General features: G+C 34.1%; 19 protein-coding genes. 15 read left to right on the plus strand and 4 right to left on the minus strand.

Annotated elements, in window-relative coordinates:
• Positions 1-98: 98 nt before the first annotated feature.
• Positions 99-1,466 (minus strand): dipeptidase, encoded by a 1,368-nt coding sequence (locus CUU66_RS10940; protein WP_101642034.1) that lies wholly within the window; start codon positions 1,464-1,466, stop codon positions 99-101.
• Between the two features lie 297 nt (positions 1,467-1,763).
• Between CUU66_RS10940 and CUU66_RS10945 the strand changes: the two genes are divergently transcribed.
• Positions 1,764-2,093: a nucleoside triphosphate pyrophosphohydrolase gene (locus CUU66_RS10945; RefSeq protein ID WP_101642035.1), complete on the plus strand. Its 330-nt coding sequence runs from the start codon at positions 1,764-1,766 to the stop codon at positions 2,091-2,093.
• Between the two features lie 1,057 nt (positions 2,094-3,150).
• Here CUU66_RS10945 and CUU66_RS24810 read toward each other — a convergent pair.
• The gene (locus tag CUU66_RS24810) at positions 3,151-3,510 is read right to left on the minus strand and encodes a tyrosine-type recombinase/integrase (RefSeq protein WP_257967957.1); all 360 of its coding nucleotides are present in this window, start codon (positions 3,508-3,510) and stop codon (positions 3,151-3,153) included.
• A 385-nt stretch (positions 3,511-3,895) separates the two neighbouring features.
• Here CUU66_RS24810 and CUU66_RS10955 point away from each other — a divergent pair, with 385 nt between their 5' ends.
• The 5 genes from CUU66_RS10955 to CUU66_RS10985 all read left to right on the plus strand — a co-directional run bounded on the left by CUU66_RS10955 (position 3,896) and on the right by CUU66_RS10985 (position 12,012).
• Complete coding sequence (locus CUU66_RS10955; RefSeq protein WP_101642037.1) at positions 3,896-4,087, plus strand: hypothetical protein; 192 nt, start codon at positions 3,896-3,898, stop codon at positions 4,085-4,087.
• Positions 4,088-4,742: 655 nt separating this feature from the next.
• The gene (locus CUU66_RS10960; RefSeq protein WP_101642039.1) at positions 4,743-5,924 is read left to right on the plus strand and encodes a hypothetical protein; all 1,182 of its coding nucleotides are present in this window, start codon (positions 4,743-4,745) and stop codon (positions 5,922-5,924) included.
• Positions 5,925-6,262: 338 nt separating this feature from the next.
• Positions 6,263-6,586 carry a hypothetical protein gene (locus CUU66_RS10965; RefSeq protein WP_101642041.1) on the plus strand — a complete coding sequence of 108 codons (324 nt, stop codon included), beginning with the start codon at positions 6,263-6,265 and terminating at the stop codon, positions 6,584-6,586.
• Between the two features lie 1,570 nt (positions 6,587-8,156).
• Positions 8,157-9,887, plus strand: a complete 1,731-nt coding sequence (locus tag CUU66_RS10980; protein WP_101642046.1) for a DUF262 domain-containing protein — start codon at positions 8,157-8,159, stop codon at positions 9,885-9,887.
• Position 9,888: 1 nt separating this feature from the next.
• Positions 9,889-12,012 carry a DUF262 domain-containing protein gene (locus CUU66_RS10985; protein WP_101642048.1) on the plus strand — a complete coding sequence of 708 codons (2,124 nt, stop codon included), beginning with the start codon at positions 9,889-9,891 and terminating at the stop codon, positions 12,010-12,012.
• 646 nt (positions 12,013-12,658) lie between these two features.
• On the opposite strand, the gene CUU66_RS10990 is transcribed toward CUU66_RS10985, so the two are convergent.
• On the minus strand, positions 12,659-14,278 hold the full coding sequence (locus CUU66_RS10990; protein ID WP_101642050.1) for a MutH/Sau3AI family endonuclease: 1,620 nt from the start codon (positions 14,276-14,278) through the stop codon (positions 12,659-12,661).
• Between the two features lie 130 nt (positions 14,279-14,408).
• On the opposite strand from CUU66_RS10990, the gene CUU66_RS10995 reads away from it, so the two are divergent.
• Both CUU66_RS10995 and dcm read left to right on the plus strand, forming a co-directional pair.
• A complete protein-coding gene (locus tag CUU66_RS10995) occupies positions 14,409-14,627 on the plus strand; it encodes a helix-turn-helix domain-containing protein (RefSeq protein WP_101642052.1) in 219 nt (72 codons plus the stop codon).
• The gene (dcm, locus tag CUU66_RS11000; RefSeq protein ID WP_101642054.1) at positions 14,620-16,029 is read left to right on the plus strand and encodes a DNA (cytosine-5-)-methyltransferase; all 1,410 of its coding nucleotides are present in this window, start codon (positions 14,620-14,622) and stop codon (positions 16,027-16,029) included. The genes CUU66_RS10995 and dcm overlap by 8 nt, the downstream gene beginning before the upstream one ends.
• A gap of 461 nt (positions 16,030-16,490) precedes the next feature.
• Here dcm and CUU66_RS11005 read toward each other — a convergent pair whose 3' ends face one another.
• The gene (locus CUU66_RS11005; RefSeq protein WP_101642056.1) at positions 16,491-16,922 is read right to left on the minus strand and encodes a very short patch repair endonuclease; all 432 of its coding nucleotides are present in this window, start codon (positions 16,920-16,922) and stop codon (positions 16,491-16,493) included.
• Between the two features lie 278 nt (positions 16,923-17,200).
• On the opposite strand from CUU66_RS11005, the gene CUU66_RS11010 reads away from it, so the two are divergent.
• The 7 genes from CUU66_RS11010 to CUU66_RS11040 all read left to right on the plus strand — a co-directional run bounded on the left by CUU66_RS11010 (position 17,201) and on the right by CUU66_RS11040 (position 22,352).
• Positions 17,201-17,494, plus strand: a complete 294-nt coding sequence (locus CUU66_RS11010) for a YjcQ family protein (protein WP_101642058.1) — start codon at positions 17,201-17,203, stop codon at positions 17,492-17,494.
• Between the two features lie 146 nt (positions 17,495-17,640).
• On the plus strand, positions 17,641-17,937 hold the full coding sequence (locus CUU66_RS11015; RefSeq protein ID WP_101642060.1) for a hypothetical protein: 297 nt from the start codon (positions 17,641-17,643) through the stop codon (positions 17,935-17,937).
• Positions 17,909-18,361 (plus strand): abortive infection family protein, encoded by a 453-nt coding sequence (locus CUU66_RS11020; RefSeq protein ID WP_101642062.1) that lies wholly within the window; start codon positions 17,909-17,911, stop codon positions 18,359-18,361. Before CUU66_RS11015 ends, CUU66_RS11020 begins: the two co-directional genes overlap by 29 nt.
• A gap of 139 nt (positions 18,362-18,500) precedes the next feature.
• Positions 18,501-19,586: a hypothetical protein gene (locus tag CUU66_RS11025; RefSeq protein WP_101642064.1), complete on the plus strand. Its 1,086-nt coding sequence runs from the start codon at positions 18,501-18,503 to the stop codon at positions 19,584-19,586.
• Between the two features lie 273 nt (positions 19,587-19,859).
• Complete coding sequence (locus tag CUU66_RS11030; protein WP_101642066.1) at positions 19,860-20,063, plus strand: hypothetical protein; 204 nt, start codon at positions 19,860-19,862, stop codon at positions 20,061-20,063.
• A gap of 911 nt (positions 20,064-20,974) precedes the next feature.
• Positions 20,975-21,838 carry a hypothetical protein gene (locus CUU66_RS11035; RefSeq protein WP_101642067.1) on the plus strand — a complete coding sequence of 288 codons (864 nt, stop codon included), beginning with the start codon at positions 20,975-20,977 and terminating at the stop codon, positions 21,836-21,838.
• 190 nt (positions 21,839-22,028) lie between these two features.
• Complete coding sequence (locus CUU66_RS11040; RefSeq protein ID WP_257967958.1) at positions 22,029-22,352, plus strand: HNH endonuclease; 324 nt, start codon at positions 22,029-22,031, stop codon at positions 22,350-22,352.
• The last annotated feature ends 417 nt before the right edge of the window (positions 22,353-22,769 follow it).

A 22,769-nucleotide genomic window follows, 5' to 3' on the forward strand; every position in this document is an offset into this window, starting at 1 on the left:
CCCCTTAGGGTTCATCCTTTTACGTTTGACAGTAAATAATCGAGACAATAATCTCAGGTGATATTCTTGCAAGTTTTTACGGCAACAGGAAGTATACTTTACTTATTAAGAAGTTCTAAAAAGGAACAAATCGTCAATATTCCTTTGTCAAAGTTCTCCAAGTTAAAATGTTCATTGGGAGCATGAAGATTCTCGTCTGGCAATCCGAATCCCATTAAGACGACAGGTGCATTCAGGGATTGGCTGAAGTCCGACACAATAGGAATTGAACCGCCTTCTCTTTTATATACAGGTGCTTTCCCATAAACGTTTTGATAAGCTTCTGCTGCTTTTTGGATCATTGGACTGTCAATAGGTGTTAGGAAAGGATTACCTGTATCCTGCAGCGACACTTTCACCGTACATCCTTTTGGAGCATGTTCTTCCAAATGCTTCTTGATCAATCCTTGAATCTTTTCAGGGTTTTGGTTGTGGACCAAACGGCAGGTTATTTTGGCATGAGCCTCATTCGGGATAACCGTTTTTGTTCCTTCTCCCTGGAAACCGCCCCATAAACCGTTAATTTCTAATGTTGGGCGGGAACTGATTCTCTCAGGGTAAGGAAAATTGTCTTCCCCTCCTGTTAAATCTGTGAGCCCCAACGATTTTTTTAACTTTTCCTCATTGAAACCCAATGCTTTAATTTGTTCCTTTTCAAAGTCTGTCAGTTCCACGACATCATCATAAAAATGGTCAACATGTACTTTACCATTTAAATCATGAAGAGTGGAAAGGAGCTGAATCAATAGATGGTTGGCGTTTTGTACACCCCCGCCGAACATACCCGAATGCAAATCAGAGTTTGCCGTTTTTAGGGAAATTTCGAGTGCACAAAGACCTCTTAAGGAATAGGTTATGGCAGGAACTCCTCGATCCCACATATCTGAATCAGAAATCACAGCCACATCACAGGCTAGTTTTTCTTTATTTTCGGAAAGAAACTGCGGAAGGTTAGGGCTTCCAATTTCTTCTTCCCCTTCAATACAGAATTTAATGTTTACCGGCAGTCTGCCTTCCAATTTTAAAAGTGTTTCCACTGCTTTGATATGTAAAAATGTCTGCCCTTTGTCATCGGTTGCCCCTCTGGCAAAAATCTTTTCGTCACGGATCGTTGGTTCAAAAGGAGGTGTTTCCCACAAATGAACAGGGTCAACAGGCTGAACGTCATAATGACCGTATACTAATACCGTCGGGGCGTTTTCCTGATGAAGCCAGTCCGCATAGATAATTGGATGTCCTTTTGTCTGAACGATTTCAACATGTTCCAATCCAATGCTTTCTAATTTATTGGCAATCCAAGAAGCTGCTTTCTGAATATCCTCTTTATGCTCGGATAGGGAACTAATACTTGGAATTCGAAGCAATTCTTTTAATTCCTCAATATTCTGATCATGATTTTTTGATAAGATCTCGGATAATTGACTCACTTTATCACCTTTTCAAGTTTATTTTCATTTCTATTTTATACTAATTGACTAACTCGTTAAACTTATTATGTTGAGGTTTTCTTAATGGATCACTAACTTGGTTGTTTACAACCTCTTTATAACGTTCAAAGCAAAATAGGAAAGAGTGTACATAGCTCTTTCCTTATTGTGTTACATGGTCATCAATTACTATGCTTATTTAATCAGGCCTTACATAAATCTAAGAAATGTCGAAACCATGTTGTATAATAAAGAAATACAAGAAAATTGGAAAATTTACATCTAAGGAGGAGGAACATGCCTATATACAACAAATTAGTCCGTGATCTTATTCCAAATATTATAGAAGAGAGTGGAAAGAAACCTAACACTAGGATCCTTTCAGATGAAGAATACATAAAAGAGCTTAAGAAAAAGAGCTATGAAGAGTTAGAGGAATATATGGATGCTGCAAATAGTGAAGAGGCAGTCGAGGAGTTGGCTGATGTATTAGAGCTGATTCATGCGCTGGCAGAGGTACATGGTTCTTCCTTTGAGAAGGTAGAGGAAGTACGAAAGCAGAAGGCAGGCAAGCGGGGTGGCTTCAAAGAGAAGATTTTCCTGATTGAGGTTGAAGGAATTTCTTGAATATTATCGTGAGAAGGCAATTTTTCATTAATTAGCTGTTCAAATCTACGGGAGTCATTTTAAGGAGCTTAGATTTTTCTTTATTGATCCAAGTCAGTTTTGAATGATCACTGGGTTGAGGTTCTCCGATAGTAACTTTACATTTAATTAAGACTATTTTAATGATAAAGGTTTCATAATCGTCTGTAGTAATATTGATCTATTAATTGACAAATAGCTCTTCATGATTTTCTCTTTAAAGAGCTGGTAGATATATTCGTTTGGTCGAGCTTCGCCCCTTGGAACTCCCACATATTTGGAAACGATATTCTTTGGTATACTTAGTGCTTATAGGAATCTTCATTAAGGTTTTGTTTTATTTCTGTTCTTACTTTAACTCATTACATTAAGATTCCCCACTCATTATTTATTTCCTAAAATTATATGGGAATTTGTTAATTCCTGTCGAATATATTTTTACATACTTGAATTATAAAGAAACCATTATTCATCTTCAAGTTTATCCTGTATTATCATAGAAAGGATTCTGTTAAGCAGTATAGAGAAAAATAAAAAGCGTTTTAAAAAATGTGAAAAGGGAGGGATAATTATCCGATATTTTATAGTTTATGTTACTTACAAAAATGGGAGTACAATTGAAACTTTATTCAAAAGTCGTTCCGGTAGTCTGCTCGAATCTCAATTGAAAAGATATCCTAATGGCAGCATAAAAACAGATAAGTTTACTATATTAACATTCCAAGCGATTTCTATCTTTTTTAGGGAGATTGATTTAAAACACTTTAAAAGTTTATCGAAAAGGGACTTTGGAAAGATAAACGAGAATGCTTGCTACGATTTATCTGATATGAATTAAATTTTCTTTAAATGGCATATGATTCATTTAGATTTGTCGGTTCTCAAAAAGAACTTATTGCTAGAGGGAATGGGCGGCATGATGTAATACACATCATAAAGCCTTGATATATAGGGGTATTTTAGTGGATAAAAGTTAAATGCTCATATTTTTGCTCATAGAAGCAAAAATTGGTCACTTTTTTTCATAAAAACCCTTGAATTAGAGAAAGTCTTTCATCAGTTTACTTAACTGGTGGGAGGCCTTTTCTTCCATATTTGTCGTCATATGAGCGTAAATATTCATTGTAGTGTTGATGTCTGTATGTCCTAGACGCTGCTGAATTTCCTTTACCCCTACACCCGCTTCAATTAAAAGAGATGTGTGAGTATGTCTGAATGAATGAGGAGTTATATTTTTTTCTATCCCTGCTTTTTTCAGCAAACGCTTTAATCTGGTTTCTACCACTTTCCTTAATTGTGGATGCCCATCATTTTTTGCAAAGATAAATTGATTATCTACATATCGAGGTCCGTTTTGTAATTTTATTTCTTTCTGTTTGACCTCATGACGTTTTAGCATTCTAGCCAGTTTCTCAGCTATCCGAATTGTGAGGATCGAGCCAAATGTTTTTGGAGTAAGTAGTTCATATTCTCTTATATTGTTACTCGGGTTGTATAAAGTCTTAGTGACACGTAACGTGTGTTTTTTTCATCAAAGTCTGTCTATTTTAGCGCGAGTAATTCGCCAATACGATGGCCAGTATAGGAAAGAGCAGTAAATATTAAAGAGTCCATTTCTAAACCATCAGAAGATATGTGTTCTGAGTTCCTTCAGAACCTAGAAAGTAAGTTATAAGCAATGAGCTTCATGACATAATTTTTTCAGCCCGGCCTAGCTCCTGGGAGACAGTATATTTAAAGTTTTCAAGCGCGACTATATCAAATTACTGAAAGGATATGTCTCTATGAAAGAAATTATATCTATTCCAGCAAGTCAAACGCAAGAAATTATAAAAAAATATTTAGTTCATGCTCATCCACATCCGAGAAATTATAGGGATGCCCAGTATATAACCTTTAGACGGGTCGGAGGAATAATGGATATCCTATATAGGGTTGAGCATGACTTAGTTTTAGAGCCTGAATTAACAATTTAGAAGAGATAGTCAAATATTTGAGTGTTGATATTAGACAACGTTTATTAGGATACATTCATTATAGGAAACTAACTTTTGGTTTTGGTGAAAAGGAACAATACAAATTTTATATTTTAACAGTAGAACAGTATTTGAATCATTTACCAAACCACGAGAAGGTAACCTCCAATCACATATTTATTATTCATATAAAGAACTAACGAGCGGTGAAAGAGAGATTACTAGAGAGTCTGATAAAAAAACTATAAAAACAAAAAAAATTAAAATAACAACACTTCTCTAGAACCGGAGAGGTGGTTTTTTTTTTGGGATAAAAAAAGGTCAAATTACTGAACACCTTAAAGGGTAAGCCATTTTGATTTGAGGAAGAAGTCCTGTTTTACTTTAGGGAAGCCTATTTGAAATTTTTAAGGGTCAAAGAAATTAGCGGTATAATTTTACCGCTAAATTAATTAAAATTTAAAAATGTATAATTTATTTAGCTTTGTAATTTAGCAGCAAAAAATATTTTATGTTAAAAATGTTGATATAAAAGGATTTTTGTTATTTCTGATAATTTTTTTAGTTTAGCTGCTAAGATTATAAAAATATTTCGTTGACTATAATTCTAGCTTGTGGTAAATTAAGCTTAACAAATAGGTGAGGAGAATGTAAATTGGCAATCAGAATAAATAAGAAGCTTGATTATTTTTCTAGTTTTGACCCTACTAAAGAGTCAAAACCAATTTCTTTGGGGAATTTATGTAAGGATATTGAAGACGGGCGATTAACCTTGCCAATCTTTCAAACTGGCATCCGGTGGAAAGTGGAAAAGTCTATTGAGTTACTTAATTTCCAATTGACTGGAAAGGCAGCTGTTGCTCCCATATCCATCAATGTTATTGAGAATAAAGATATGGCTGTACCGCAAGTTAAGTTCATTACAAGAAATTTAGTTCCAGAAGATGAGTTGGCAGGTAAGCACTCAGTGAACGATGGACAACAACGGTTAAGTTGTAATTACAAGGCTTATACCGATGATGATGAATTTCGTAATGTCGTCTTAGACATCACTACTGGCAAATTTACACTGATTACCGGTACTATGCGTAAGTCTCAAATTCCTGTTGGAAAGCTATATAATAAAGATCCTAAGGAATTTGAAAGGTTTGTTCGGGATAATCCAGACATGCAAACATTTGAGGTACAAAGCTTACTCACAAGAATCCGCAATAAGTTTTTAGCCTACTACTATACAGTTAACTATGCTAAGGATTTGTCTGAAGATGAGCAGCGAGTGTGGTTCGAGGTTCTAAATTTAGCTGGAAGTAAGGTTACAGAGACAGAAGTTCATTTAACTGAAATGTTAGTTAAAGGTGTGGACTATTATAAAGAATATGCTGAGAAGTTTGGTGAGAAATTAAAAGAATCCGGGTTAGACGGCTTATTTGTTCAAAAGGCTACAGAAATTTCTGTACCTTTGGCAGCATTAAATCCAGCGTATGAATTAATCAAGAAAAAACCTCATACAGCAAACTTCAGTCCGATGCCTTCAGATGTAAAAGCATCTTTAATTAGTAAATTATCAGCGGAAGAGTTACGTACTATATTTGCTTGGACATTAGAAGCTCTCGATAAAGCTTTAGAATTTATTGAATCTAAGCAATTAGCTGAACCGAAGCGGATTGATTACTTAACATACTTATTAGGGGCATTCGTAGTTTTACCCAATGGTGAACTAAATGAAGCCCAGGAGAATTTCTTAGTGGAATGGTACGAAGATGTAGAATTTGCTAAGAAAGACAATGGTGTACGACGAAAGATATTTGACGATTTAATTGAAGTAGCAAAGCTCTAATATTTCAACATAAAAGGCCTTTCAATAGTTTACTGAACTATTGAAAGGCCTTTTTTTGTTATGTTAAACTTACTTTCCGCCTTACATATAAGGGTGCACAAATTATTTCTACACACGCCTCAATTATAAGAAAGAAAGAGAAGAAGCAAGTGGGTCTAGAAGAATATGTTATCATAATGACTCTAATATGCTTTTTATTTTAAAATTATCCATCAAATATTTTAGGGCAATTGCGAAGAATAGATTTAGAGATTATGTTCAATGGACATTTTAAGTTCAATTAAAAAATAGAATAGATAGGATATTTAAACCTTCAAATGGGATGAGGTAGAATCAATATGGATATTAAAAATTCCCTGCTGAATGCTGGAATTAGCGAAGAGCATTTATATAAATTAAATCAAGATAAATTGAAAAGTGATAATTCTTTTCATTGTTTTTTTGATGGTATAGATCAGAGGCAATATAAATTAGTCCCTGTTAAGAAAATCAAAGGATTATCGAGGGGGGAAGCTGGTTCTTCGTGGTGGGAACATGCATTAGGAAAAGCTGGAAATATTGATTATAACCGTTTGGAGAATAATCAAAAAAGGTTAGAAGCCACGACATTGAATGAGTTCAGAAAAGGCTTCATAAGTAATTCCTTTCCCTCAGTAGACTAAAATTATTATGATGAGTTTGATGAATATCACGTTTCTAACGATGGGAATCATCGGACATTATGGGCTAAATTAGTGGGCGCAGACTTTATTAGAGCTAGAGTATATTACTATAAGTACAATGCTATCAAGCATGACAATTATAACAGGGTTCAATGTATGTTAAGTGAATATACGAAATTTATGCGTCTATGTAACTTTCAGCAAGAAAGGAGAAGTTTAGAGTATGAAGGCTGGCCAGTATGTACGTATGAAATTCCGGAGATATACAATTACTTAGATGAACGAGAGATATCGAATCTTAAAAGCTGCCTAGATAAGAACATAATAATCCTAGAGAATATACTGAATAGCTACTTTGCATTGGTTAAGATACCAGATAAATGGCGGATTAGACTAATTAGGTTATTCATCTATTTTTCTAAGGGTAATAAATACACATATGAGACTCTGGCCATGCTTCGAGAACAAGGATGGACTCCTCACATTTCTGTTGGGGAATGGAAGCAGTTTAAAAACAAGAGAAGATTACTGTAAAGTTCACATAAATGGCCCTTCACAAGTCATAAAAAATTGATGCCTTTAAAGACGATTATAAAAATGATTCTTGCATGTGACTGAACTCATAATCTTATACATCAAGAAAAGGGTAAGGAAAGCTGCCCTACCCACAATCACAAATAATGCTCATAATTTTACTCATAGCATTTTTTTCTTATGTTTTGAAATATTTTTTAATCAGGAATGAAAACCTTAATATACCAATGATTCTGCAAGTCTATTTTCTATTAATGTTTGTGTTGATGAATGGGCGGCATGATGTAATCATGCTACCATAAACCCCAGAAATACAAGGTTTTTAGACTCTTATGTGGTCTTGAAATACCCAAAGGGTTACGAATGGGTAACATTTTCTTGAATAAGGTGTAAATTAGAGGTTTTCCATGAGTTCTTTGAACTTTTGGGAAGCCTCTTTTTTCATCTCTTTTGTTACATGTAAATAAACATTTTTAGTCGTGTCCTCATCCTTGTGCCCAGTCTCTCAATAAATTGTGGAAGACTTACTCCTGCCTCAGCTAAAAGAGAGGTATGAGTATGGCGTAAGTTCAGCATTTAATCCCGCAATTCTTAACAAGCGTCTCATACGATTTTCTATTTTTTTAATGTAAAGTGGGTAGCCAGGTAGGTTCTCATCACTGCTTGTAAAAACAAAATCTTCATTAAGATATATATCCCGATGTTTCATTATTATTTGTTTTTGCTTTCCCTTGTGTTTAATTAACTCAATTATGACAGTTTCATCAATCTCAATTAAACGTACTAGTAAGGACATTTAGATCGAAGTGTAACTTAGTTTGCTTCGGTCTTTTTAGTGGACAAAAATTGTAACAAAGGCTAGGAGAACAAAGATTTCTTAGTTTTTATCCTGTTTTAATTCTGAAGCTTCTACCAAATAGAAAAAGGTAGTTTTTGCGATGGTATTTATAATATGTCTTTAAAATAAGACAATATACAAATATTTCTATTTACTTTAAAATAACAGTAATATTGACTGTTGAGAGGGGATTGTTTTTTGACTAATTTAGTTCCGAAGAGTATCGGTGAGATAATGGAGGCAAGTGTTCATTTTTGGATTCCTGCTTATCAAAGGGGGTATCGTTGGACATCATTACAAGTTACAGAGCTGTTAGATGATATTTGGGAGTTCCATCAGATGGATCCGAAGAAAGATGATTTTTACTGGTTGCAACCGATTGTCATAAAGCAACACGAGAACGGAATAGAAGTCATTGATGGGCAACAGCGTCTAACTACAGTTCTTCTAATTGCGAAATATATTCAGTCCATTATTCCTTTCTATCAAGGAACAGGGTATACGATGTTATATGAAACACGGGCTGGTAGTGAGACATATATTACAAATATAATCCATGGGGAATTAAAGCGAAACGAAAATATTGATTTCTACCACATGTATAACGCATATGAAATTATTGTAAATTGGTTTAAGCAACATCCCGAAAAGAATGCGCCGCTTTACATTTGGCAACGCTTAACAGACCAATTAAAGGTGCTTTGGTATGAGCTTGACACGGAATATAATGCAATTGATTTATTTACACGTATCAACATCGGGAAGATTCCCTTAACGAATGCAGAACTAATCAAAGCTTTATTTTTAAGTAAGAACAATCTAGGTGAAAATACAACACAGCACGAGTATTTAAAAATGAAGCAAATAGAAATAGCGACTCAGTGGGATGCGATGGAAACTCGCTTGCAACATCCTGATTTTTGGTATTTCTTACAATCCACACAAGCGAAATACGAAAATCATATTGAATGGTTATTTGAACTCGTTACTGCAAACTTTCCCCAAACCATTGATTTTCGTGCTTCTTATAGCACTTTCCATGCATTTCATGATGAGATAGAGCGTCGCTCAGAGCAAGGTGAGTCTCGACATGATGTAGTGGATGCTCTTTGGGCTGAGATTCAGACTCTATATTACCAGTTTAACGAGTGGTTTGATAATCGTCAGCTGTATCATCTGATTGGATATTTACTCGCTACATCTCATCCAATTCAAGCCATTATAAAAAATGCAAAATCGATGAAAAAAGATAAATTTGTGAAGTCGTTATACGACATAATCAGGAATCGTTTGCGAAATTGGGACATTCATGAACTTAGCTATGATAGACAACAAGGTAAGGTTAAGGACGTTCTATTATTGTATAATATTTTGACTTTACAGCAAGATCAGTATGCGAAGCAACGATTTGATTTTGACCGTTTTAAAAATGAACAGTGGGATATCGAACATATTCACGCTCTTCAGAGTCAGGTACTTATTAAACAGGATCAGCAGCTGTCCTTTATTCGAGATGCTTTAACTTACGTAGAAGATGCGTCCCTTCAAGTACGGCTTAAGCGATATGAACGAGAAGTTTTACAAGAAGCTATGGATGTGGAAGCATTTGAAAAAATTCAGCAACAAATAGTAGATTACTTTGGCGAAGGTTATTCCAACCATATTTCAAACTGTACATTACTAGATTCAAAGACTAATCGCGCATACAAAAATGCGATTTTTCCAAAAAAACGTGAGGAAATCATTTCACGGGATCAAAACGGGGTCTATATTCCAATTTGTACGAAAAATGTGTTTTTAAAATATTACAGTAAACAGACTAAACAGATTCATCACTGGAACCAGGAAGACCGCGAGGCGTATATGCGAAATATGCTTGAAGTATTAGCACCTGTTTTATTAAAGCAAAAAGAAAGTCAGGTGAGTTAAGATGCAACCATCGAATGTATTTTCCTTTTGGAAGCTAATCGAACAGTACCATATTAAAATTCCAATAATTCAGCGTGATTATGCACAAGGGAGAAAAGGCAAAGAAGTACAACATGTGCGAAATGAGTTTTTACGCGTGCTTTTTAATGCCCTTGAAACAAATAATCCGATTGAATTAGATTTTATTTATGGGACGGTGAATGAAACAAATCAATTTGCACCACTAGATGGGCAACAGCGCTTAACGACGCTATATTTACTTCACTGGTACATTGCCTTAAAAGAAGGTAAGTTAGATGCAAATCAAGCTATTTTTCAAAGGTTTTCATACGAAACACGCCTAAGTAGTAAACTGTTTTGCAAATTACTTGTTTCACTAACAGACATTGATTTAACAGAAACATCCTTATCAAACCAAATTTATAACGAAGCTAACTTCTATTACGGTTGGGCGCATGACCCAACAGTTTCGTCGATGTTGACCATGCTTGATATGATCCATTCATTTGCAAAAGAATATAATCTGCCTGAGGATTTATTTGAAATCTTAACAACCAACGCACCGATAACATTCCAGTTTATTGATTTAGATACATTCCAATTGGAAGATACACTGTATATTAAAATGAATGCGCGTGGGAAACCACTGACACCATTTGAAAATTTCAAAGCTCGCTTCCAACAATACTTAGAAAATGTCCAAAATGTAGATGATAAGCAAATTTTGTACAAAACTGATACGGTTTGGTCGGACTTCTTTTGGAAGCATCAGAAGACAAGTTATGATGAATCATTTTTGCACTTTTTCTACGCGCTTCTTTACAACCAGTTAGCGCGTAGTAACCAAAATCGCGATTGTCTATTTTCAGCTATAAATGGTGGTGAAATAATTCGATTTGATGATTTAGTATACATAGACATAGATAGTGGGTCATGGGTCAAGGATATTGAATTAACACTGGATGGGCTATGTAGTGGAACGCTATTTAACCAAGAGACAGTAATCGATATAAAAAAAGTGATTAAACAAGCTATGATGGATGAATTATACTATACCGAACGTGTACAACTCTATGCAGTTGTATCTTATATTCGATTATATGCTGACAACTTTGCGGCGTTTAGTCGATGGATGCGCTTTGTTCGCAATGTTACTGTAAATACGATTTATAATCGTGTCGAGGATTTTATGCAGTCAATCCAAGCAATTGATGTACTCATAACACATGCACAGAACTTGGATGCATATCTAGCTGATTCTACATCAAAGTTAACTGGTTTTTTCGGACCGCAACTTACCCAAGAACAATTAAAAGCACGATTAACACTCTATGATGGAACCTGGAAAGAACCGCTGTACAATGCGGAAGACTATGGATATTTTGAAGGGGACATTGGATTCTTGCTTCTGTTTATTGATATAAATGAGTTACCAAATTGTTCTAATCACGAACGCATAGAAAAACAGGCATCATTCATATCATACTATGAAAAGGCTATTGCTATTTTCGGTCCGACAAAGTTGAATGTACCAATAAATTTACTAAGCAGAGCTCTTCTCAAGTTTGGTGATTACTTAATTCAGGCTGGGCAAAACCGTAGTTTCTTAATTGAAGGATTTGACCGCGATATCAGCTGGAAACGATTTTTACGTCATGAAAAAGTAAGTTTCTTGAAAGAACTTCTAGATGAGGTAAAACCACAAACAATTACAACAGATCTACAGCATATTATTGATGAAAGTGATGTAACCGACTGGAGGCAATACATTATCCAGTATCCACTGATTTTAGATAAGCGGTGTGGAAACCGACGTCTTATTCGTTTCTATGATGAACAGGATATTTTACTACTTGATACAACAATGACGAGCGGATATTGTCAGGAATATTACAGTTACGCAATTTACGCTGCATTACAACAAAATGGCATTAACTGCAGCTATATAGATTCGGTAGGGGCATTTAATGAGAAATACGTACGAATTAATGATATGAGTTACAGCTTGAACTTTGTCGACAAACAGTTCGTTATATACGACCGGAATGATGATGTCATTGCTAAACCGCAGGGATTTGACGAAGCCCTTGAAAAAATGAGTGAGTTAGCAGGTGTAAGTGTATAGAATTTTATAAAGGAACCTAACAGTCAGCTCATGAATTAAATAAGTTTATCCATCCTTCCTCAAATTTAATTGTTGAAGGATATTTTTTATTAAAAGACTAATAATCAATGAAATCAGCTTTCACCATTTAGCATCCCTGCTATTGGGTGCTGTTTTAACAAGTAGGTGTTATGTAATAAGGATAAAAAAGCGCATATTGAGAGTTCTAGGCAACTGATTCCCAATCTTCTTGTTGAACTAAGGGGTGCTAATCTTCCACAAAGTAATACGATAAAAAAGGCTCGAAGCATAATGGCTCCGAGCTTATTTGCGTGCTAAGTTAACTGCAAAAGTGTCTGCTAATTCTACTGCAAATTACACTAAGAAAAGCATTATAAATTTGAATTTTGTACTTCAAAACCGAACCCGTTAGGTTACTATTCATGGCTTTATTTTTTCTGGATGCTGTCATGTACGGCAATTAGAATTTTGACGGTCTTTATCAGACCATGGCACCTGTATTTAAATTTCATTTTAAAAACTTCTTAATTAGCCAATGGGTGAGAATACCGGAAATGATAACAATAGCAATTTTAATGAATAAGTCAAAGCTTTTGGACTCTTAATTGGTTTCTGAAATCAGTGTTCTAGTACAAGCCATGTAATCTCATTCGAAAAATTCTTTTACTTGTTGGTACATATAATTTTTATTTAACCAGAGGGCTTGCTTAACCATATAATTATCTGTCAAAATATCCTTCATATCCTCAGGTCTATAATTCCAATTTGCAGGAGAGGGTAGCCGGTCTGAATTTTTACTTTCAAAATAATCCGACTCTTTAGCTGAAGGTCGAATGTGTAGAATTTGAGGACCACTCACTTGGCTCGGCAGATTGTTCTCTATTATGTAACCTTTCTTATTGGAGGCAAGTTTAAACGTTAACTCGACACCATTAATGAGAGTTTGTTTAATTATTTCCCATGTTTCTTTGACAGTTCCCATGAGTTCGTTTTCTGGCATATACCAAAATTTTGCACCCCTAAATATCTCTCCTTCTGGTGTTTCCTCGTAAACAACTAATAGGAATTTTGTTGTGGAAAGATAGTCATACACTCTAGTATCTTCCCAATCAAGTTTACTAATATCATTAATGAAGCTAACATCCGATTCAAGTTTAAATCCTTCTGTTGTGAGTCTGTTTTCGGATGCTTTATTTCTCTGATTAGAATTTACAGTAATTGTTTTTACAGCAATTCCAGCCTTCTTAAACTCATCTGTTTCTTCTAAATCACCTTTTAAATTAAACATCTTCTGCGCAATTAGCCGTGAACTTGCTTTGTCATTCTTTTTTTTGATTCTAACACCAAACTTTTCTGCTAAGACTTCTTTATTCATATTGTAGAACGGTTTAAACTGATTGAGAATGATTTGTTCAAACGGTTTGTGTTTTAACTCGGATAAATCTTTTATAATATGCTCTTGAGTACCAATTTGCTTAGCGTCGATTTTTTTATGTAATTCAGGATAGTCATTTCGATAAGAAACATAAGTAAGTGAACTTTTTAATTCGCCCTTTACAATTCGCTTAGTAATTTCCTTCATGTACGTCGGTCTTAAAGAAAAAGCTCGTCTATGTGCTTTCTTATCACTAAACGGTTGGGTTGTTTGATTCTCTGCAGTTTTACTTCCTTTTGTCACTGCTCCAAGGTATTGTGTCATACCTTCGGAAATGTCCTCAGCCCTCCCTTGACGAATCATATCCATTATAATGTTCCAATCATTTTCAATGATTGCCCAATCATCGTCAGGTAAATCCTTCAAATTAAAAAGAATAGAGTGGGTCATTAAGAAATCTGGATAGATTGGGTATTCCTTTCCATCGAATTGATAATAAATAACTGGATTATATTTATATAACATGAGTTCTACAAGAACTGACTTTTTTAAAAAGGAGGAATTCTGAAAATCCCTCTTATATTCTTCATTAAAATCAAAAATGTTAAGAACTAGTCTTTCTTTGGCACCCCAAGAATTTTCTTTTTTGAAAAATTTAAGCCCAGCACATTTGAGTTCTACACCTAGCTTATTGAAATCTGCCTCAGGTCGACTGTTATTCGCTAGTCCGAACCAATCTTTTTCAACTGCATTCCCAAGCCAACCTTTATTTCTTGGGTTAGCAAACCACTTATCGACATTCTCCTGTGTGACAAGCTCCTTTATCATTTTACCAACAGCAGCTTCACCACGTTCTTTTATTTCTCGAATTGTTTTATATTCTCTAACCATCACAATCTCCCTAATCGATAATATTAATCTTCTATTCAACGTTATTATAAATTACCTTCAAATTTTTGTCTGTATAGGTTATAATAATCCATCGATACAATATCCCGTATTATCGAAGGGAGTAAAATGTATGATTAAACTACGCTTGAATGAAATTCTCAAGGAAAGAGAAATGCGTCAAAAGGACTTAGCAAAAGCTAGTGGGCTCCGTGAAAGTTCTATTAGTGATATGGTTCGAGGCATCCGTTCTACAGTGAACTTAGAACAACTTGAGAAGGTAATGGACTGTTTGGAAATTACCGATTACAACGAAATCTTTGAGAAAGTTGAGGAAAAAGTGAATGTCTAAGTATAAAGTATTTTCAATGTTTGACGGGGTTGGAGGCTTCGTAGTGGGTCTTGATAACGCCAACTTAACACTCCAAGAACCGTTCTTTGAAACAATATACACTAATCAATTTGAACCATCTCGTAAATCACAAGATGCCTTTGAAGTAGGTGTCTATAATTATCCGCATGTTCAACACAGCAATGATGATATCATGCAGGTCTCAAATAAATATTTTGAGGAAATGAAAGCTCAAGGTGTAAACATGATAGTTGGAGGGTTCCCTTGTCAAGACTATTCTGTTGCTCGTTCTAAAAAACATGAAATGGGTATCGAAGGAAAGAAAGGTGTTCTCTTTTGGGAAATCATTCGTGCGGTTAATCATATCAAACCTGAATATTTGATTTTAGAGAACGTTGACCGTTTATTAAAATCACCATCTTCACAACGGGGACGAGACTTTGCAATTATGCTTGGTGCATTTGCTCAACTTGGTTACTCTGTTGAATGGCGTGTGATTAACGCTGCAGATTATGGGCGTGCTCAACGTCGCCGCCGTGTGTTCTTTTTTGTGTATCGAAATGACACACCATTTGCCATGGCGATGGATGAGAAGTTTGGAAAGCCTGAGAATGAGAAAAATATCATGACATCTGATGAAGCAACTTTCGATAACTATATCTTTCAAGATGGATTGTTCGCTCGTCAATTTCCAATTGAACAAGAGGCATATAAGAAACGTCACTACTCAGATACATTGTCTGATAAAGGCATCCTCAATGAAGAGTATATCGTAGACATTTCTGACAATTTTACAGGTACTATTTGGAATACTGGTATTATGCGTTACGGTCAATACTTCACGATTGATACGAAACCAGTTATGGAAGCACCAAAGACCTTGGGTGAAATTGTTCAGGAAGCGAAAGAATATTATCTACGTGAACATGGTGAAGAAGAGTACAACCAATATATCGCAAATTACCAGTTTGACGCTGACAATCCTAAGCTAAAAAAGTTTGAATACTTACGTGGTCCTAAAAAAATTGAGCGAGTAGCTGATAACGGTCATAAATACATCTTTAGTGAAGGTGGGATGAGTCCGTATGATTCTCTCGACTTGCCGGGACGCACAATGCTTACAAGTGAAGGTTCTGTAAACCGTTCAACACATTTGCTTAAAGTCGATGGAAAATACCGACTGCTTACACCGATTGAAGCTGAATTATTGCAAGATTTCCCACCAGACTGGACAAAATTCAAAAAGGATAGTCTCGGAAATGTCCATGAAGTTTCAGACCGTATGCGTTTGTTCTTTATGGGGAATGCCTTAGTTACCGGAATCGTTGAACGTATAGGAATTGAGTTAGGAGAAATTGTACGCGAGTACAATGCAGTAGAAGTTCAAGTTAATAATGTTTGATTTTAAAATAATTCATACACAAGTATACCTAGCAAAAGGACTCATAGTTGAGTCCTTTTTGTAATCAAACAGATTAATTTCAGAGATTAATATATGCTATCCCGTACCATAGCTTGGGTTTTTGAGTATAAACGTAATCTAAATGAGTGATTTGCGTTGGAAGAGTTGCCCCTTAGGAGAAATATCTATCCAAGTGTTGTTCCAAAGCGTCACAATGTAGTTTACGAACAATCCAGAATACAAATAATGAGTCAGTAAAAGAGTTCTGTTTTTTAGTTTCCCGCTATAAATGTCCATAAAAGTGAGTTTATATTTTTGACCGAAAAAGAAGAGGAGCAAGGATAGAACAAACCATACATTGCGGCTAAATCTTATCCTTTGACATAAAGCATCTCATTCTTGTCAAAGATTCACCAACGAAGATATGAGTAGTTAAATTTCCCCAAATGTTCATTCAGGATTCACAAATTTTGACGGGTACGTTTAGCCTCTTGGATGAAACCTGCCAACATGTCGATGGTGCCGTCAAAATTACCCCTCTGCAAATCATGTTCCCATATCCGGATGATGTTCCAGCCCTTCTCCTCGTAATGCCTTGTCACACGGCTGTCCCTCGCTCTGTTCCGTTCAATCTTGTTCTCCCAAAATTCTGTGTTGCTCTTTGGCATCTTGAAATGTTCGAGACATGCGTGCCAATAACAGGAGTCGATGAAAATCACGATCCTGTACTTTTTTATGCTGATATCAGGCGTGCCGTAAAGGGTCCTGTCATTCTTCCTGAAACGGAACCCCTTCTTCCATAACGCCCTACTCACCCTGTCCTCCAATTTTGAACGAGCCCTTATTGAGCCCATGATTCTGCTCCGTGTCTCCTTAGAGAATTTATCAGGCATCGAACCATCTCCTTATAAGAAGATGTTTCCCGTATTTTTCTAAGGAGAAACAATGCTGCAATTGACGAGCTTGGCATTTAAAGAAAAAGAATGAATTTGAAAGTATTTTTAAAATTATATATCTTTACTTCTTCATCAGTTAAACCATTTCCATCTATAAATTGCCAATTACTATATAAGATTTGCCACTGTAATTATTTTGCAGTGGATTTCTTTTATTGAAGGTGTATTATCCCTTTTTGTCGAAATCCTTATATAAAGAAAGGGGAATTAATGATATGAATCGAAAAAAGTTAATTTATAGCATCCTTAAAGAGATAGATCAGGGTAATGAACCAAAACAATCTGATTACGAAATAAATTTCGAACAATGGGTTGAAATAATATTGTTAATTAGAGATGAAGGATATGCAAAAAATATATCAGTGCTATTTGCAGATAATGAAGTCTATTTTATATCTATATCTTCAGCAAAAGTAACTATGAAAGGAATTGACTATTTAGAACAAAACAATACGTTTGCTAGAACATATAAAGGTCTTAAAGAAATTCGGCAATGGATAAAACTGTAGAAACGGAATACCCCCTATTTCAAAACACCATAAAGGTATAGTCTTTAAGGTTATATTTTTTTTTGATGTTTTCATATATTAAACTTAATTATTAAAAGGAATTTATTGCTATAATTGTATTATTCATGATTTGGTGGTGGTTATAGATGAATAATGCTGTTGAGTTTCTTGATACAGTTAAGTCTAATTTAAGAAATACTTTTGAAAGTTATTACAACCAAAGGAAAAAGGTTGGTTCATTTGATTTTAATAAGTTTGTTTCTGATGATGAATTTAGGCAATCTATATTTATATTGAGAAACTTGGCAAAACAAAAAGGATTAGACCTTCGAGATACATACAAAAGAAATAGAACTGTCGAAGAGTTTATTATGGATATATATTTTGAGAATGAAGAAGGCTATATAAAGTTGTTTGCAAGATATTTCTTCAGTCTTCAATGAGTTTAGCAATTATTTAAAAGATAATCTTTATGAAATTGAAATTGTACAAATTCAAAGCAATGTACCGCCTGATTTAACGTATCGAAATATAGTCAGGGATTTAAGTAACTGTGATAAGAGAATAGGTGATAAGGATTATGCTGGTGCTATAACATCGGCCAGGACTGTTGTTGAAGGGGTCTGTAAAGAAAATTTAACTATCTTAGGGGAAAAGGTGACTGACGAGAATCTTTCCTTACCTAAACTGTTTAACTTACTATCGAAACATTTGAATTTAGATTCCAGTAATACCAAGTTTGAAAAATCATTAAAAGAGATAACTTCAGGTCTTAGTAAGGTTATTCAAGGCCTATCTGAAGTTAGAAACCAAAGTAGCGATAGTCATTCTAAAACAGTAAACCCACAATTCCATCATGCGGTCTAGCCGTTAATGCTGCTAAATGTGTTGCTAGTTTTTTATTCCACACATATGAATTTCAAAAAGAAAAAGGTAAACTAGGGTTAAGTAGTAAATAATTCTTTGAAAAAAGATGATTTTATAACTGAAGGGGAAAAGAAACAAATTGGAATCAAGATATTCAAGTGTTCTTCGAAAATATGCGAGAAACCTTAAAAGAAAATTAAAGCTGAGTTTATCTTTTTTTTCAGACAATATTGTAAATATAATAGTTCTAATAATAGTAATTGGAATTTTTGTAGCAGCCTTTGAAATTCAAATAGCTAGTAAGAATGCTAGTAGTATTGTTGATAGTGAGTTTTGGATTAATACCATGTTGCCTAATATAATGGCTGATATGATTGGTATTGTATTTACTTCTTTCTTTATTGCTGGTTTGTTCACACGCAACAATAAAAGAAGTCAATTAAAGATTATGCATTCAGTATTTGGACAACAGTATAATAAGTTAATTAGCATGCTTTGCAGAAACATTCTTGTAATAGTAAAAAGAGATGATATCTATTTATCATTCCAGAAGGATGACAGAACAGTTTATCAAGATCTTAGTTTAGTAGTGAAAGATATTGAAGGGTTTATAGACTACTCTAGTTTTAATAGAAGCTTTAGGATATGGGATGTAACTTCTGGAAGTAGCTTATGGGATACTTACATTGATATGATTCCAAAAATAGAGAAATATAACAATGATATTTGGGTTGTATTAGGGGAAATCGATTTATTAGCAAAGGAAGAAGCGAAATATGCTATATTTTTATCTCTCATGGATCAAGGGTCAACTGAGTATCAATCGACGTTAGAAACGCATAATAAATATAAGAATGAATTAAAGAGTAAAAGCAGATTACTATTAAAGTTCCCGAAAAATAATGAATTATCTCAAGTGGAACTTAAGGAAAGCCTAGATGCTTTAAGAAAATTTTTTAATAGTTCAATTCAAGAATTCATTAAAATGAATGGTTTGGTATTACCCATGGAAATACGATATTCTTTTGCACAAGTTCAAAAGGCTTTAAATCGTTTTATTTATAGTATGAAAGTCTATTATTTTCCAAATGAATATAATCATTTAAGTGAAGGTAATATAGAATCATTAAGAATAAAGAAGAAGAAGGAATCTTTAACTGCTATTATAGATTTATCTGAAGAGTTATTGAATTTATCGAAGTATTTTAATACCGTTGATGATTAAACATTCTTTTAGTGCAATCTGTATCTATGCTGAAATTTGGAAGAGTTCAAGGTATAAATGGGCTTACAGTAAATCAGGTTTACAGTTGGATTGGTGAAGATCTTTGGATGATTGACCAATACAAAGAATTAAAAGTAAGTAAGAATAATAAGACCTAAATTTTAATTTTCAATGTTTTCCATTTTGCGAGCGATTGCAGAATAGTGTGAGGAAAACTAGTTTCGTAGACAACTACGAAGGTTAAAGAATGTTATTCTTAAGAGATTAAGCAGTTTGACTACCGATGAAAAGAAAGAAAATGCCCAGCATTTATTTAATAAAAATGCTGAAGCAAGTTCATTCCAAGCACAATTAACACGAGTGAACTGTGCGATTAGTATATTCAAAAATGGATTGGAACAAGAAGTATTAAACGATATTGCAGCATCTGCTTCAAAAAGGTTTCAAATGAAGGAATTGAAAAGGCAAAACAACTGATAACCCACTAAGGCTGATACATGGGTATCAGTTATTTTATTTGCTAAAAAATAGTTGCAGGTAAAGTATGTTAAATAGAAATTTGAATAACATAACCTTCAGCTGCTATTCAAATAAATGAACATTATGGGATTAGGCGTTATAACCATTTTCAATAGCTAAACATTAACAGTTTATCGAACATATAATCCTTTAATTTGATCCTGATACTATCTAGTAATCTTTTGGCTTGTTGTCGGTGCTTAAGATTCAATTCTGAACAAATTATATCCAGTGTAATTTTCTCAATATTATCAGCATGTAAAAATAAATTGTTATATTGATAATATCCGGTGTGCCTTAATCAATACCACTTGGTTTGAATAAGTCATCCAGTGAAAACTTCTTGTTGAAGTAGTAATCAATATACTGGTATTCAAGTTGAATAATTTTATTTTGATTTTGGCATATCTGATAGTTTCAAGTTTCTGATTGTATATTTGTTGCACAATTTTTTCACGTGAGAGTCCTTTTACTAATGTTGTTTTGCAATGAAACAACCGCCTTTCAAAAATTTTTTATGTTTTAACCTTTTTTGTTACAAATGAAGATTCTTGTCGTTTATATAAGTAACTAACAATTTAACGGGATAAATATACATACACACCTATAACAGCAGTCACTGTATAAGCAGACATAGTAATATATACGGTCATAAGTGAAAGAAAAAGATTTGGAATGAGAAGGTTGTTAAAAACTTTTAAGCTGGGGGTTGAAATGTCAAGGGGAATTCAGGCGATTAAAGGTCTCTTATTCTTTAGTACCTAGTACTGTTTCTACTCATGGGATATGTTAATCTTGCTTCTATTTTTCTGAAAAATAGTGAAAAATGGTGGTATTATATTTATATCAAAAACAAAGGGGGAACTATTGTGAGAGAAAGTATAGTTTATGATCTTACGTCTGTTTCAGGTATACTAGATTCATTGAGTAAGCATTTGGAACTAAGCAAAACAGACATTTTAAATTATCTTGAGAGAGTAAGAAACAACTTTGATTTAACTCAATTTCTTGAAGACTTTCGAATTGAAGATGAACGGCTGCTTGATTGTGATATTTCTTTGATATCACTTCATGTTACAACTAACGATGATGAGTGTGCTGATATCAGGACCAATGGTATTGTCAATTTGCAAAAAGTATTAACATCTGAAACAACCCTTGGAAAATATCTAAGAAGCCAAGGGATTACAGTAAACGTTAATAATAAAGAAATTCAATTTAATGGTCATTCTTACTCACTTTCTGAAAATGATAATTGTGACGCTATTAAAAGAATTTATTATAAACTTTATAAGGATTACCAAGTTAATTCTTTCTTGTCTTGCAATAATGCACTAGAATATGGTGTTGATATGATGCCTGAATTCTTAGAAAACATTGCAGAATTATTAGATTCAGAAGAAATTCTGGATAACTGGGGGGAAATGAACATTAAGTGCAGTGTTGTTAAGTTTAGGGTACCCCTGGCTAACTTTGCTGACGATACCTTTTCTCAAGGGAGGTATAAAATAAGTGAACAAGAATTTCAATACTCGGGTTCGGATAAATTGAATATGTTAAAAAGGTATTGGATACTTAATCAATCTTTTGATTTATTAAGATTTTATCTATCCTATCAGCAGATGAAACAAATTTTTGGTTACTTACGTTTTGATGAGGTAGTTCCATCTTCATCTATTTTAAAAATTTACACCCCTGAAGAATATCTTGAAGAATATAGAATTGACGATTAACAATACTGGTGCCAGCGATGTACCAGCTTTTTTATTTACAAAAACAAATGTGTCTAAAAAGTGAAATGGATAGGTTCCGAATGATTTGCGACCAGGGCGGAAAGTTTCATATAACTATCCGTGAATGTGTAAAAGAAAACGTACATCAGGATATTATCCTGAAGAAGTTCCTAAAATTTTAGAAGAAGGTATGCGGAAAACCGTAATGGTCAATATCTATGAACGAAATCCTCTTGCACGCAAGCAATGTATGGAGCACTTTGGGGCTGAATGCCAAATTTGTAATTTAAATTTTGAGAATACATACGGAGCAGTAGGGAAAGATTTTATCCATGTCCATCACATTATACCACTGCATGAAATCCAACAGGGATATGCTGTAGATCCAATAAACGATTTAATCCCGGTTTGTCCAAATTGTCACGCCATGCTGCAACGTAAAGAAAATGGCAAGTATTTAACGATAGGACAATTAAAAGAGCGGTTGAACAATAAGAAATTGAAATTAGTATAGACTGAGAGTTTTAGGGAAATTCTCTTTCTCTCAATTTAGTTTTCTAGTTATAACTAGATTCACATCGAAAGGATGCTCATTTCATAAAGAAGGCCTCGGTAATTAACCGTGGCTTTTTCGTGTTTGTATCAATAATCATTAAGTGCTGCTAAGGCCTGCTAAAGTCTGAAGTCAAACAATCCCAGTTTTCAACTTAGTGAAAGTTATTTTCATAAATTAGTGTTAGTGAAGCTGCCACGAAGTAGATTGATCACTGAGATATAAGGCAATTCATATTATGGGATTTTTATTTGGATAAAAATGTTATAATTGTATGATTCTCTATGTTTGTTAACATAATCAATACGGTTTAATAATAGCCAGTGGAATTAAATAAAAGATTTAATGTGAGCAATATAACATCTTATACAAAAGATA

The sequence above is a fragment of the Peribacillus deserti genome, from assembly GCF_002863585.1.
GTDB lineage: Bacteria > Bacillota > Bacilli > Bacillales > DSM-1321 > Paraperibacillus > Paraperibacillus deserti_A.